Annotated in this window: 10 protein-coding genes; 1 reads left to right on the top strand and 9 read right to left on the bottom strand. The window is 64.8% G+C overall.

Annotation, left to right across the window (positions count from 1 at the left end):
- The 9 genes from HNP33_RS16365 to HNP33_RS16325 form a co-directional block, all read right to left on the bottom strand.
- Complete coding sequence (locus tag HNP33_RS16365) at positions 1 to 1,071, bottom strand: P1 family peptidase (protein ID WP_233464563.1); 1,071 nt, start codon at positions 1,069 to 1,071, stop codon at positions 1 to 3.
- On the bottom strand, positions 1,064 to 2,089 hold the full coding sequence (locus tag HNP33_RS16360) for a Bug family tripartite tricarboxylate transporter substrate binding protein (protein WP_184710438.1): 1,026 nt from the start codon (positions 2,087 to 2,089) through the stop codon (positions 1,064 to 1,066). Before HNP33_RS16360 ends, HNP33_RS16365 begins: the two co-directional genes overlap by 8 nt.
- Before the next feature lie 83 nt (positions 2,090 to 2,172).
- Positions 2,173 to 2,634, bottom strand: coding sequence for a GNAT family N-acetyltransferase (locus HNP33_RS16355; RefSeq protein ID WP_184710440.1), 462 nt, complete (start codon positions 2,632 to 2,634; stop codon positions 2,173 to 2,175).
- A 107-nt stretch (positions 2,635 to 2,741) separates the two neighbouring features.
- Entirely contained in the window at positions 2,742 to 5,672 is a 2,931-nt protein-coding gene (locus HNP33_RS16350; RefSeq protein WP_184710442.1) for an Hsp70 family protein, read from the bottom strand.
- 73 nt (positions 5,673 to 5,745) lie between these two features.
- Positions 5,746 to 6,378, bottom strand: coding sequence for an HNH endonuclease (locus tag HNP33_RS16345; RefSeq protein WP_221452101.1), 633 nt, complete (start codon positions 6,376 to 6,378; stop codon positions 5,746 to 5,748).
- 89 nt (positions 6,379 to 6,467) lie between these two features.
- Positions 6,468 to 8,345, bottom strand: coding sequence for an Hsp70 family protein (locus tag HNP33_RS16340; protein ID WP_184710446.1), 1,878 nt, complete (start codon positions 8,343 to 8,345; stop codon positions 6,468 to 6,470).
- 2 nt (positions 8,346 to 8,347) lie between these two features.
- Positions 8,348 to 9,010, bottom strand: a complete 663-nt coding sequence (locus HNP33_RS16335) for a DUF2760 domain-containing protein (protein WP_184710448.1) — start codon at positions 9,008 to 9,010, stop codon at positions 8,348 to 8,350.
- A gap of 375 nt (positions 9,011 to 9,385) precedes the next feature.
- Entirely contained in the window at positions 9,386 to 11,704 is a 2,319-nt protein-coding gene (locus HNP33_RS16330) for an ATP-dependent DNA helicase (RefSeq protein WP_184710450.1), read from the bottom strand.
- A complete protein-coding gene (locus HNP33_RS16325) occupies positions 11,701 to 13,428 on the bottom strand; it encodes a VRR-NUC domain-containing protein (protein ID WP_184710452.1) in 1,728 nt (575 codons plus the stop codon). The genes HNP33_RS16330 and HNP33_RS16325 overlap by 4 nt, the downstream gene beginning before the upstream one ends.
- Positions 13,429 to 13,899: 471 nt before the next feature.
- Here HNP33_RS16325 and HNP33_RS16320 point away from each other — a divergent pair, with 471 nt between their 5' ends.
- Positions 13,900 to 14,442, top strand: coding sequence for a hypothetical protein (locus tag HNP33_RS16320; protein ID WP_184710454.1), 543 nt, complete (start codon positions 13,900 to 13,902; stop codon positions 14,440 to 14,442).
- Positions 14,443 to 14,500: the final 58 nt, after the last annotated feature.

The raw sequence follows: 14,500 nt of genomic DNA, 5'->3' as shown, positions 1-14,500 counted from the left end.
TCAGTCTTTCCACAGATCCTGCCAGCCCCAGCGGCGGTGGCCATCGCGTCCCTGCACCATCTGCGCATGCCACAGCGCATGGTAGATCGCCTGCTCCACGGCGTCTGATGCGGCGCGGAACAGCGGGTCGAGCAGCGTCTCGTGCAGCATCGGCATGGCGGGCATGGGTTCGTTCACATCGGCAGGCTGCGTGTAGGCGCAGCTGAACGCCAGCGCAATATCGCCGCTGCCATGGCCATAGCAGGAGCCGGTATTCGCCAGCCCTGCTGCGGCGCGCCGGGCCATACGGGTGAGCTGGCGGCTGTCCAGCGGGGCATCGGTGGCCAGCAGCATGATGATGCTGCCCTTGTCCACACCATCGCCCAGCGCGGCCTGCTGCTCCTTGGCATGCAGGCGCTGCTGCAGCGCTGCACCAACGGGTACACCGCCCCAACGCAGGTCAGCGAGCTTGCCCATGTTGGCCTGCACCAGCGCCCCCACGGTGTAGTGGCAGTCAGCCATCTCCACCACGCGCGAGGCCGTACCGATACCGCCCTTGAGCTGAAAGCACGACATGCCGCGCCCCGCACCCACTGCGCCCTGGGCCACGCTATAGGAAGCAGACTCCACCGCCTCGCGGTAGTGGTCTGCCGTCACCGCCATGCGCTGGATGTCGCTCAGATAGCCGTCATTGCACTCCAGCACCAGCGCATTCACCGTGGGCAGGCTGCGGCCGCATTCGGGGTTGGCGGCAATGCACTCGGCAATCTGCGCCTGCACCACGGCAGGCACGCCAAAGGTGTTGGTGAGCGCAATGGGGGTTTCAATCTGGCCCAGCTCGGCCAGTTGCACCAGGCCCGCACTTTTGCCAAAGCCATTGATCACCGCCAGCCCCGCAGGCAGCTTGTGCAAAAAGGGATTGGCCACCGGCGGCACCACCACCGTCACACCGGTCTGCAGGTCGCCTTGGGCAACGGTGCAGTGGCCTACGCGCAGGCCCGCCACATCGGTGATGGTATTGCGCGGCCCGGGGGGCAAATGACCAACCCGGGGCAAGGCGGCGCAGGCTGCCAGCAGTTGTGCATCAGTCAATGTGTGCCCCCGAATCCTGCACCACCTGCTTCCAGTAGGCCAGCTCGGCAGGCAGGCCTGCCTTGAAGCTGCGCGGATCGGACTGCACGGGCTCTGCCCCCAGCCCCTTCAACCGCTCAGCCATAGCAGGCGTAGCCATCACCTTGGCAATGGCAGCGTGCAGCCGGGTGACGATGGCATCGGGCGTGCCAGCGGGTACAAACAGGCCATACCAGCTGGTGACCGCCAGATCTTTGCCCAGGGGCACGATCTCGGGGGCCAGCTGTGTGGGCTTGTCGGAAGCCACGCCCAGAACGCGCAGCTTGCCGCTGGCCACAAAGGGCATCACGCCGGGAAAGCTGCCGAACGTCATGGGCAACTGGCCCGCCACCACATCGGTGGCTGCAGCCGATGCGCCCTTGTACGGCACATGCAGCAGCTCGATCTTCTTCTGCTTTTTCAGCATTTCGCCCAGCAGGTGGTTGAGCGTGCCGTTGCCTGCCGAGGCATATTCCACCTTGCCCGGGTGGGCCTTGGCATAGGCCACCAGCTCGTCCAGGTTTTTGGCGGGGAATTTGGGGTTGACCACCAGCAGGTATGGCGCCACCGCCAGTTGCATGATGGGCGTGAAATCCTTGAGCGGATCAAACGGCACCGTGGTGTAGAGCGCCGGATTGATGGTGTAGGCGCTTTGCGCCGTCACCAGGAAGGTGTAACCGTCTGCCGCAGCGCGCGCCACCTGGCTGGTGCCCAGGTTGCCATTGGCGCCGGGCCGGTTTTCCACCACCACGGGCTGGCCCAGCGAGTTTTCCAGGCCCTGCGCCACCGCGCGCGCAATCACATCGTTGGCCCCACCGGGCGCCTGGGGCACGATGAAGGTGATGGGCTTGGCAGGCCAGTTGCCCGCCGCCCCTTGCGCCCAGGCCTGCGGCGCACCAGCCAGCACGGCAGCGCCAGCGGCCACTACCAGCCATCGGCGTTTGGAAGCAAAAACAGCTTCTGGCGCATGGCCAGTGCGCGCCACAACATCAAATTTCATAGCGAACTCTTTCTATGGTTTTGTGCTTGTCGGCAGCACCCTCCCGGTTGCTGCACGCTGGAACCTGTGCATTGTTGCATCGGTCACACAGGTGGCCGGGCGACAAAGGCTTGCTTGTCGTGCCGGTCAAAACCCGCGCCTTCATAAAACTGCATGACCGCCTCGTCCTTGCGGCCGGTCATCAGCATGGCCTTGTAGCACCCCTGGGCCCAGGCCCGTTGCAAGGCGTGCTGCAACACAGCCTTGCCAAACCCGCGCTGCCGGAATGCGTCGTGTGTCACCACGTTCTCAATCAAACCATACGGTCTGCAGCCGCGCGTGAGGTTGGGTATGGTGGTGAGCACGCAACTGGCCACGAGTTGGCCGCCCACAAAGCCGCCCAGGTAGAGATTGTGCGGATCGGCCACCAGGCCTGCCCAGATGGACTCCACGCGGGCAAGAGACGGCAGAGGATCGTCTGACGCATGCAAGTGCTGGTAGAGCGCCAGCAGCGCCTGCAAATCGCCAGTGGCAAGCGGCCGGATGTCCAATACAGAATCTTTCATGGCGCAGCGGCCCATGGCCCACAAATGACACGGAAGCTGCCAATTTACAGGCAAAGCGCCCACGGCATGCGCGAACCGTTCCGCATTGGCGACAAAAGCTGCTACTGCTACAGCAATACCAGCCCTGGAGGCAGGCTATCGCCAAAGCTGCGCTTCTGGTCTTCGGCTTCCATCTGCACCACCTGCTCCACCATGGCGATCCAGCGCGGCGGGGCGCCTGCGGCGCGCATTTTCTCCAGCACCTGGGCGCGCGTGGCATCAGGCAGATCGCGCGCGCGGTCTCCGGTCATGCGGGCCATCTGCACGGCAGCGAACATGGCCGTTTCGTTTCTGCGCCAATCCTGGGCGAGCGTGGCGTTCAAAAACTCCTGCGCCGCCTCGGGTGGCATCACGAGGTGCGCGTTGGCGGCCAGCGGTTGGCGCGCGGCAAGGCGGCCGATGGCCCACCAGGTCTGCGCGGTTTCCTCGGGGCGCTTCAAGCGCTGCAGCATCCACTGGCCCATTTCCTGGCGGTACTGCCAGGGCACGGCTTCCATGGCGGCAAACAGGCGCAGCATGTCGTCGTAGCTGCCGTGGCTGCTCTTGCCCCGGGCAGTTTGCTGCACGGTTTTTTGCATGTGGCCGGCCACGTCTTCAAGCAGCTCCATCTGCTGCGCTTCGTTCAGGCCCGCCGCTACGCGGCGCCAGAACACCCACCACTCGGTCCAGTTGCCTGCTTCCTTGCCATGGCCCAGGCCATGGGGATAGAGCGCCCAGATCTGCTCCATGCGCCAGGGATCGAGTTCGGCCCCCACGCCGGGCCGCAGGCACCAGCCTGCAAGGTTGAGCCAGACGCGCTCGTGCTCCACGGTGCGGCGGCGGCGCCGGGCGCGGGCCAGCAAGGTATCGAACAAGGCGCGCAGCAGGGCAATGCCCCAGGCCTCGCGCGGGCCCAGCACTTTTTCCAGCGATTGGCGCAGCTGGCGCACTTCCTTGGCCGTCACGTCCTGCGCCTGGTTGCCGAAAATGCGGTCGATCAGTGCCACGGCCTCGGGCAAACGCGCATCCGATGATTTCAAGCCGTTCTGGCCACCAGCGCTTTCTCTATCTGCGCCGTCAGCTACCAAATCAGCAGCAGCATCATGTTCTACCGCTCCGCGCACAGCACCACGCACAGCAAAAGGCAGCAGCCAGGAGGGGGAGGCACCGTCGGACTTCTCGGCGGATACGCAACGCACTTCCAGCGTGCCCACTTCGGTCATGCTGGCCTGCAATTGCACCTCGACCTGGGCCTTATCGCGCCCCTGCGGTGCGGGCAGCACCGCAGACAGCGGCGGCAGCTCCACCCAGCCTTCGCCGCCGATCTCTGCAATCTGCCCGGCCTGCGCCGGTATATCGCTGCGGCTGCTGGCCAGCAGGTTGAAGCGCACGGCCTCGCCCAGCCGCAGCGCAAAGCGCCGGCCCGAGAGCACGATGCGCACGCCCTCTTCCGTGCCGCGTGGCAACAGGCAGATGCCTTGCGGGCGGGCGCCAGATTTTGCGGGCAACAGCAGCCAGTAGCTGCGCGCCGAGCCGCCACCGATCTGTGGCAGGCGCGCGGCAATCACTGGCTTGTCAATTTTGATAGCAGACTGCGCCTGATCGTGCTCGCCCGGATCCGCTATTTCCTCAACAATCGGCTGAAAACGCGCCAGTCCATACGCTGCCGCGCCGCGCGCCACGGCCCAGTCGGGGTGCGGGTTGTGCAACACGTGCACCGGGCTGCCGCGCCAGGCCGAGAGCTGCTCGGTCAGCCGCTCCACCACGGCATGGGCGTGGAAGACGCCGCCGTTGAGCAGCACGGTATCGGGTAGGTGGGCCGCATCAGTGCCAGCAGCGTGTTGCGACAGAAACTGCGCCAGATGCCGCGAAATCGCCGCATCGGCTGGATATGGCAGGCCAAAGCCGCGCAGCGCGCCTTGGCGCCGGGCGGGCACATCGCTGATCTGCGCGGGCGGCAAAAAACCATCGACCACCCATTGCCGCACCTGCTCGCGCGTAAGCGTAGCGCTACGGGCCTGGGCCAGCAGGCGGCTGCCGCCGCCCAGCAGCGTCACCGCCACGCTCTCGGGGGCATCGGCGGCGAGCAATTGCTCCTTGGCGATGCGGCAGCGCTGCACCAGCTGGGCAAACCTTGGCGCGGGTAATCGCTCGCCTTCCCCTGCAAACTGCGCCTCCAGCTGGTGGGCAAGCGCCAGATCCATGTTGTCGCCACCCAGCATCAGGTGTTCGCCCACGGCCGTGCGCGTGAGCACGGGCAGGCCGCCATCGGGCGATGCCTCCACGCGGATCAGCGTCAGATCGGTCGTGCCGCCGCCCACATCGACGACCAGCACCAACCGGCTGCCCGCCAATTGAGATGCCAGCTGCTCGCCCTGCAGCACCAGCCAGTCGTGAAAGGCGGCCTTGGGCTCTTCGAGCAGATGCACGCCGGGCAGGCCCGCCAGCTGCGCGGCCTCCAGCGTCAGCGCACGCGCGCCTTCGTCGAACGAGGCAGGCACGGTCAGCACCACGGCCTGCTGGTGCAGCGGGGCCTCGGGGTGCGCCCGGTCCCAGGCGGCACGAACGTGGGCCAGGTAGGCGCTCGACGCTGCCAGCGGAGATACCTTGGCCACATCTTCAGCCGCGCCCCAGGGCAGGATGGGCGCCGTGCGGTTCACGCCGGTGTGCGACAGCCAGCTCTTGGCGCTGGCCACCAGCCTCCCAGGCACGGCCGTGCCCAGATCACGCGCCCAGCGGCCGATGACGGCAGGCGCCTGCGCATCGGCACCCTGCGGCGGCCAGGGCTCGCGCCAGGCGTCGCCCAGTTCGCCGGGTGCTGCCTGGTAGCGCACCGAAGGCAGCAGCGGCTGCGCAAGCACTTCGCCAGCCGTGCTGCGCTGGGGAATGTTCAGCAGTGCAATCTCTGCGGCCACACCCCCCAAAGGCACGCTGGCGACGACGGTGTGACTGGTGCCCAGGTCGATGCCCACCACATAACGCGCGGAGCCAAAAGAAGTGCTTTCAGTCACGGCAGTCATGCGGCAAGTGGTTCACATTAAAACTATTGAGATGAGCTTGCCTCATAACGATGAGAAAAGCACTGCTCTCTGGTTACTGAATTTTTGCACTCTTGCCCAAGTTGTGACGTACGCAAAGCAATTGCACATTCTCTGCTTTGAGTGAAGTTCCACCCTTAGAAAAGGGAAGAATGTGATCGAAATGAAGTTCATCTGTCGCACCGCAAGTGACGCATTTGCCTCCATCACGCTTCCAAACTTCCAACTTCACATGGGTTGGAATAATTCGACTACGCTCAACTATGTTGTTCGACATTTCTTCAGCTGCAGCAACATCAGAAACGCTTTCTATTGCAACCAACTTGAACTTGCAGACGTTGCGAACCCCGTCGTTTTCTACCCAAGAATCGACTAAATGAAAAAAGCCATTGTCGGCCCAGATACCCTCCTTGATTTTTTCATATACCTGGACGATATCTGGCCCTTTATCGCCAGACTTAAAGTGCTGTGCAGCTCTATGAAATTTCCCATTCTCAGTCAGCGCTCCACGATTGGAAGTCATGGGCTGATCTAAAAGCTTGGGATCCGAAATACCTTGTGTTTTGGCCACATCGTGACCTTCATAGATCAAGACCGTCCCCCCCTCCCTCACTTCGTCTCGATAAGGAGAGTTAGGCCGTACCGACATCAAGATGACCGAATGACGACCCTTTAAGCGGAAATTCATTCCGCGCTGCAGGCTAGTCCCTTCCTTCTGGCACATCTCGATATAAGAGATTACGTTTCCCCTCATATCCACTCCCGATTCGATGTAATTCAGTGCACAGCAAAACTATCGTCGGCGACCGTGGTCTCCGCCCGCACATCGAACTCCACCTTCCAGCGCTCGCTGCCGCCCACGGGCACGGCGTTGAGCTCCAGCGTGCCGATGTCGGTCACGCGGGCATGCAGGGTGACGGGCACCACCTCGCCGCTCGCGCGGCCCTCGGCGGGTAGATGGGCTTCGATCTCCTGCAGTTCCACTAGTTCTTCGGGGCCCCAGAAGTCGAGCATGGTGCCAACGGCGTCGCTGCGGCGCACGCTGGAGCCGAAGAAGCGCAGCCGCACCGGCTCGCCCACGACGAGGCCGAACTCCTGCGCGTCCAGCGCCACTTCCGTTCCCTCTTCCATGCCGAAGGGCGCCAGACACAGCGCCGAGATGGGTGGCTCCATGCCAGGGATGGCGGGCATGTTTGATTCCACGCCCACGTAATAGCTTTGCGCTGTGCCGCCACGGATGCGCACGCCGTGGCCTTGGGCAGCGATATGGCCGTAGTAGGCAGCGCCGCGCGCAACGGCCAGATCGAGGTTGGCGCCATCGAGCAGGCGCGCGGGCTGCGCACCTTCAGCCGCCAGCCAACCGTTCACAACGGCGAGAATGCGCTGCTCGATCTGCGCAGCCTTGAGTACGCCGCCGTTGAACAGAATGGCCGTGGGGTGCAGGAAGCTCGCGCCCGCAGGCTGCGTGCCCTGCAGGCCTTCGATCTGCTCGGTCGCCCCGGCCTGGCGCGACAGGAAGGCCGCCAGGTGGCGGGTGACGGCTGCGTCCTGCGCATAGGGCAGGCCCAGCTGCGTGAGCGCGCCGCGCGCACGGGTCTGGGGCTTGTCGCTGACGGCCACCTGGGGGAAGAAGCCTTCCACCAGCATGGCCAGCACCTCGGCGCGTGTCACCTCGGTGCGGATGCTGCCGCCGATAAGCTTGCTGCCACGGCTGGGCACCACCACGGGCACGGCCTGCAGGTTTTCGTCGGCCAGCAGCTGCTCCTTGGCGGCACGGCAGCCATGGGCAAGCGCCCGGGTCTGCCAGGCGTCGAGCTGCTTGCCTTCTTGTGCAAGCTTGCGTGCCACGCCATAGGCCAGGGCCAGGTCCATGTTGTCGCCACCCAGCAGGATGTGCTCACCCACGGCGACGCGCTGCAGTTCCAGATTGCCATCGCGCTCCAGCACGGCGATCAGCGATAAATCGGTGGTGCCGCCGCCTACGTCCACGACGAGGATCACGTCGCCGTTGCTGACCTGCTTGCGCCAGTCGCCACCCGTGGCCTGAATCCAGCTGTACAGCGCGGCCTGGGGCTCTTCGAGCAGCGTCAGGTTCTGGAAACCCGCCGCCTTGCACGCCTCGGCCGTGAGCTCGCGCGCGGCAGGGTCGAACGATGCGGGAATGGTGACGGTGATGTCCTGGGCGTCAAACGGCGCCTCGGGGTGGGCCTGCTCCCAGGCCCAGCGCAGGTGCGAGAGGTAGCGGATGGAGGCGGTGAGCGGCGATACACGGTGCACCTCGGGTGGCGCATCGGCGGGCAGCAGCGGCGAGCGGCGGTCCACACCAGGATGGCACAGCCAGCTCTTGGCGCTGGAGACCAGCCGGATCGGCGTGGCAGCGCCGCGCGTGCGCGCCAGCTCACCCACCACAAAATCCTGCTGCGCGCCCCATGGCAGCGCCATGTCGGCCGCCGTCAGCTCGCTCTCGTGCGGCAGGTACAGAAAGGATGGCAGCAGCGGCTTGGCCTCTACGCTGGCCGGGCCGGTGAGCTGGGGAATGTCCAGCACGCCCTGCAGCACTTTCTCGCCGTCGCTGGCGGCCCTGTCCACCCACGAGAGTCCGCAGTGCGTGGTGCCCAGGTCAATGCCGATGCTGTACTTTGCGTTGTGCTCCATGCTCACAGCTCCACCTCGGCCTGCGCGATGATGTTGGCGGCTTGCGTATCGGTGAGCTGCGGCAGCTTGACTTGCGTCACTTGCCAGCCACGATGTCCCAGCGTGCCGGTAAAGGGCGCCTGGCCCACCACATGGCCGGTCAGCCGCACGGCAGCGGCGTCAAAACCGGCCTGCAGGGTGATGCGGCTGCCTTCTGCCTCCGGGCGCACGGGCTCCATGGCGAAATGCTCGCGCAGCACCTTGCGGCAGCCTTCGTGCACCACGCGGGCGGCAGCGCCAATCTCGGCATCGGTATAGGGGGCGACCTCTTCCTGGATGAAGTCGACAAAGCGCGCCTCGCGCTGCATCAGGCCCAGCAGTTGCAGGGCTGCGGTGTTGGTCGGCACCTCAACGGTCTTCTCCACCAGCTTCTCGACCGGCACCTCGACGCGCTTTTCCACGGTCTTCTCGACGATTTTTTCCACGGGCACTTCCACGCGGACTTCGACGATCTTCTCGACAGGGACTTCTACGCGCACTTCTTGGGGCTGTACATCGGCGGCCAGGGCCTCGCCGCCGCGCAGGCGGCTGACATCGCCCGCCAGACGGCCGTTGCCGAGAATGGCGAAGAAACTGCCGATCGCAATGGCGATGCGGCTGAAAAAGGATGGGGGGGTGTTGTTCATGAAAGCACCAACATGCGCCCGCACCGGGGCCCAGGCTGCGCAGAGCGCGCCGGGCCGCCAGGAACATTGGGCGGTTCAGAATCAGGCATGCAGGGCCACGGAGGCATCTGCAAAAGCGGTGATTTTACGGGTTGCGCCTATGCCCCCGCAGTGCGCCCCAGCTCATGGCGCTTCTCAATCTGGCGATGGGTTGGTTGCCCCTGCAAAGGTGCCTGCCCCCCACCCTGCGTGTGCGCCGTCGTGATACCGCCCTCGCACGCGGCCACGCCATTGGAGGCCATTGCACGGCAGCGCTGCGCCAGAATTTATACAGAACCAGCCGCCAGCGCTTGGTGGATGCGCACCAAACCATCAAATAGCATAGCAAACTGCCTGCTACCGCCCCTCTACATGCCACCACGCGGGCAGCAAGGCGCGCACCTGGGCGCGCCGGTAGCGATCGTCGATCAGCACCACCACACCCCGGTCCTGCTCGGTGCGGATCACCCGGCCTGCGGCCTGCACCACCTTGCGCAGGCCGGGGTAGAAATAGGTGTAGTCATAGGCCCGGGCAGCGCCAAACCGCCCGGCCATGGCTTGCATCATGTGTTCGTTGATGGGGTTGACCTGCGGCAAGCCCAGGGTTGCCACAAAGGCGCCAATCAAGCGCTTGCCCGGCAAATCCACCCCTTCGGAAAACGCGCCGCCCAGCACGGCAAAACCAATGCCTTGCCCGTCTTCCACAAAACGGTCCAGAAAGGCCGTGCGACTGGCATCGTCCATTGCCGCCGTCTGCTGCCATAGGGGCAGGCGGGGGTGGCGCTCCAACATGCAGGCCGCCACGCGCTGCAGATAATCAAAGCTGCTGAAAAAACACAGGTAATTGCCCGGCAGGCGGGCGTACTGCTCTGCCACCAGATCGGCAATCGGCACCAGCGAGCGCTCGCGGTCCTTGAAACGGGTGGAGATATGGCCCGCCACCCGCACCTGCAGCTGCGCCGCATCAAAGGGCGCGGGCACATCAACGCAACGCGATGCCTCTGGCAGCCCCAGCAGATCCTGGTAGAACTGCGACGGGCTGAGCGTGCCCGAAAACAGCACCACGGCCTGCGCTGCCGCATAGCGGGGCGCCAGGTGCGGTGCAGGCACCACATTGCGAATGCACAGGGTGGACAATGGCTTTCTGCGGCCAGCAGTGCGCGCCATGGCAGCCTGCCCGCTGGCATGCCGGCTCACATCAAACAGCGCATGCGGGCCAAACTGCTCGGCCAGCGCCAGCCACTGCAGCGCTGCCAGGTAAAAATCCAGCACCGCGTCGCCCGGCAGCAGCGGGCTGTCGCCCTGGGCATCGGCAATCGCGCCCACCACGCGCTGCAGGGCGCCCAGCAAGCCAGCGGGCACGCTCTCATGCACCTCGTAATCCTGCACCTGCGCCTGGTTGATGGCGGCCCATTGGCGCTGCAGGCCATCGAGCGCCTTTTTGACCGCACCGGTGGCCGATGCACGCGCGGCCACCAGCGCCCACTGCGGCAGCTCGGCCGTGTACATGCGGCGGGCGCGTTCGAGCAGGTTGTGCGCCTCGTCCACCAGCACGCCCACCTTCCACTGGTTGACGTGCGTCAACGCATACAGCATGGCCGCGCTGTCGAAAAAGTAGTTGTAATCGCCCACCACCACGTCGCTCCACCGCGCCAGCTCCTGCGTCAGGTAGTACGGACAGATCTGGTGCGCCAGCGCCACCTGGCGGACCTGCGCAGGCTCCAGTGCGCTGTGGTGGGCAAACGCCTGGGCGCGTGCAGCGGCGAGCCGGTCGTAAAAACCACGTGCCAGCGGGCAGGATTCGCCATGGCAGGCCTTGTCCGGGTGCTCACAGCTCTTGTCGCGCGCCTGCAAATCCACCACCCGCAGCTGCACGGCCTCGCCCTGGCTGCGCAACTGTGCGTTGACCGTGGCGAGCGCCTGCAGCGCCAACCCATGGCCGGTGCCTTTGGCCGTCAGAAAGAACAGCTTGTCCAGCCCCTGTGTGGCACAGGCCTTGAGCATGGGAAACACCGTGCCCAGCGTTTTGCCGATGCCTGTGGGGGCCTGCGCCATCAGGCAGGCGCCCGCCTCGCCAGTGCTGGCTGTGCGGTACACCGCCACCGACAGCTCGCGCTGCCCGGCACGGAACTGCGCAAACGGAAACCGCAGCGCCGCCAGCGCCGTATCGCGTGCGCTGCGGTGCGCCGCCTCGCTGCGCGCCCAGGCCAGAAAGCGCTGGCAAAGCCCTTCAAAAAACTGCTGCAGCGGCGCGGCGTCCCAGCTCTCGGCCAGCACCGTCTCCTGCTGCGTGCCGATGTTGAAATACACCAGCGCCACCCGTATCTGCGGCAGGCCGCGCGCCTGGCACAGCAGGTGCGCATACACCTTGGCCTGCGCCCAGTGCAGCGCGCGGTGGTTGGCGGGCACCCGTTCCAGCTGGCCACGGTAGGTCTTGATTTCCTCCAGCTGCTGCGCCTCCGGGTCAAACCCGTCGGCCCGGCCTCGCACCTGCAAATCCTCCCACTGGCCGCACAGGCTGATTTCTGCCTCGTACCCCGGGCTGCGCCGTGCGCGCACCACGCCGTGGCCTTCCATACCTTCGAGAGCCGTGGGCGCAGGGGTGAAACGCAAATCCAGATCGCCCGCGCGGGCCGTGAACTCGCACAGCGCGCGCACGGCAACGGTGTAGCTCACGCGGTGCCTCCACCCAAGGTGCCCACGGCGGAGTCGCCCAAGGGCGCCCCCAGAGGGGGCGTCTCCCCATCGCGCCAGCGCACATGGCACACGCGCACCGCAATGCCGTGCGCGGCGCAGTACTCCAGCCAGCGGATCTGGTTGTCCTGCAGCTTGTCGCCCGGGCCCTTCACCTCCACCAGCTCATAACGCTGCTCTGCAGGCCAGAACCGCACCAGATCGGGAAAACCGCTGCGGTTGGCCTTCACATCGCGCAGCAGCCGCGCAAACAGCAGCTTCAGATGCGCCGCAGGAATGCAGGCCAGCGCCAGCGCCAGCAGCTCGGGCGTCAGCGTGCCCCAGAACACAAAGGGCGACTGCGTGCCCGCCTTGGCGTCAAACCGCTGGAGGATCACCTCGCGCCAGCCATCGCCATCAAGCAGCGCCAGGCATTCATCAAACAGCGCCGCCCTGCGCGCTGCAAAATCCGGCGCGCTCAGGTCTGCCGGGCCGGTTTGGAAAGGGTGGAAAAACGCTCCCGGCAGCGGCGCAAAAATGGCCGGCCAGCACAGCAGGCCAAACAGCGAGTTGATGAGCGCGTTCTCCACATAGAACACCGGCGCCGCATCGCTCTGCCAGTGGTCACGCAGTGCGTATTCCACCGCCGTGGGCGGGCGTGGCGCATCCAGCTCCACATCGATGCGCATCTGCGCCACCTCGGGCTGCAGATGGGCACGGCGGCCAGGGAGGGCTTCGCCCAGGTTGCGCAACAGGCGCGGCAGCATGCGCGCGATGCGCTGGCTTTCCTCGTCGCTCTCTGGCAGAGCCTGCGCCGCCCGCGCCAGTGCAAGCGCATCGCCGAAAAGCGCCTGCCGCTCCAGCACCCGAATGCGCCGGTGGCGCGCGCCCGGGTAGTTGCACAGCGCATACGCCTTGCTGGCAAGCGCCCAATCCTGCGCGCGCTCACAAGCCTGGCCCACACGCAGCAGCAGCTTGGAGCGGCGCCGCTCCAGCCAGGGGTTGCGCCAGCAGTCTTCGCTGCGGCCATCGTCAATGGCCGCCAGCACCGCCGCCGCATCACCGCTCTCGTCGAGCAACTGGCGCAACTGTTGCAGGGCTAGGTAGCCGTCCACATCGGCACGCGACTGAAAAGCCCGCGACTGCGCATCGAACGCCACCGATTCGTATTGGAAGATACCCAGATCGGCCAGCACAAACTCCGACCAATCCTGGTGGAGATTGCCAAAGAACATCAGCCGCAGCCGCTCGGCCAGATCGCTGATCGCCACGCGCCACGCCGCATGCGGAGCAGCGGGAAACCATGCCGCGTAGGGCTTCGCCTCTGGTTCGGTCTGCTGCAAAATTTGAAGCATTTCGCGCTTACCCAGCGAGCGCTGCAGGCCAAAACCATTCAGTATCTGCAGCAACTCTGGCTTCGTGTGCAGCGCAAACAACTCGTCCAAGGCCATGGCGGCATCCGCATCGATCCAGCCTTGCGCGAGCAAAGGGCCCGCGGCCTCTGGAATATCGGGGATTTCCTCATACACCAGCTTGTCCGCCCGAAACCACGGCCCCCGTCGCATCAGCATGCGCACCAGCAGCGCCTGCGACGGCTGCGGCAGCCCGGAAAACCCAGCCAGAAACGCCTGCTCGCGCGCATCCAGCAAATCCGCATAGCGCTCGCCAATCCAGTCGAGCGCCCGCTGGAAGTTGTGCAGGTAGTAGAAACGGTGGGGCGGCAGCATTTGCGCAAATGATACTGTTTTTTCATACAGCCCTATTCAGTGCGGTCACTCCACCGTCACACGCAAGCAGGGATTCATGCGCGTGCATGGCGCCCTGGCTTTGCTGGGCGAAGCAAGCGGCTGGCTCAATGCGTCATACAAAACCGGACTACTTCAACGCAGAAGCACATAACCCAACACCCCTGGTTGACATGGCTGGGCCTGTGGCAAACACTTAAAAGGATCGACCCCGTGGTGAAACGCGGACAGCACCATCTGCACAGGCATGCCCGCTCACCACACATGAAGAGCCGCTAACACAAACCAGCAAATCGTAGATTTGCCGTTGAGACGAGGCGCCGGGCAACGTCAGGCCGGGCCGCGTCAGGCCGGGCCACGCCGGGCGAAGCCGCACGCAGTACAGACGTACAACAAGGCTAGGCCCCCGGCTGGGCGCACCGGCGAAGCAATGACGTATCAAGGGTGGTTTTAGTGGGTTTAAAGAACAGACAACAAAGGCAACGTATGTGGCTGAGGGACTATTGGGAAGAAGTGACTACAGAAGACTGGCAACCCACCAGCACCAAGGCATGCATTGCCCTCACCGTGGCAGCGCTGTATGTGCTATGGCAGCATCTGTTTACTGAGGGTCGTTGGGTGTTCTTGCTGGACCACGCCAACCTTGCCATCCATGAAGCCGGGCATCCCATCGTAGGCATCTTTTCCAGCCACCTGGCCGTGTACGGCGGCACCCTTTTCCAACTGCTGTTTCCGCTCTTGTTCGTGCACCATTTTTGGCGACAGCGCCAAAGCCTGGGTTTTGCCGCTAGCTGGCTGTGGTTTGGCGCAAGCCTGTTGAATGTGGCGCGCTACATGAAAGATGCACGTGCACAGCTGCTACCACTAGTTGGTGGCGGTGATCATGACTGGACAGAGATTTTTAGCCGTTGGAATGTGCTTGGCAGCGATGTACGAATAGCCGGATTTTTTGGCTTGGTAGGGGCTTTGTTGCACAAATCCGGGCCGCAGCGGTAGTAGGCTCGGATGATGAGTGAGACGAACTGGGGTCGGCGCAAGTACCGCACCACAAACT

Source organism: Comamonas odontotermitis, assembly GCF_014207855.1.
Classification (GTDB): Bacteria; Pseudomonadota; Gammaproteobacteria; order Burkholderiales; family Burkholderiaceae_C; genus Comamonas; species Comamonas odontotermitis_A.
The sequence above is the reverse complement of the archived record's forward strand: the minus strand, read 5'-3'. Positions and strand labels throughout refer to the sequence as shown.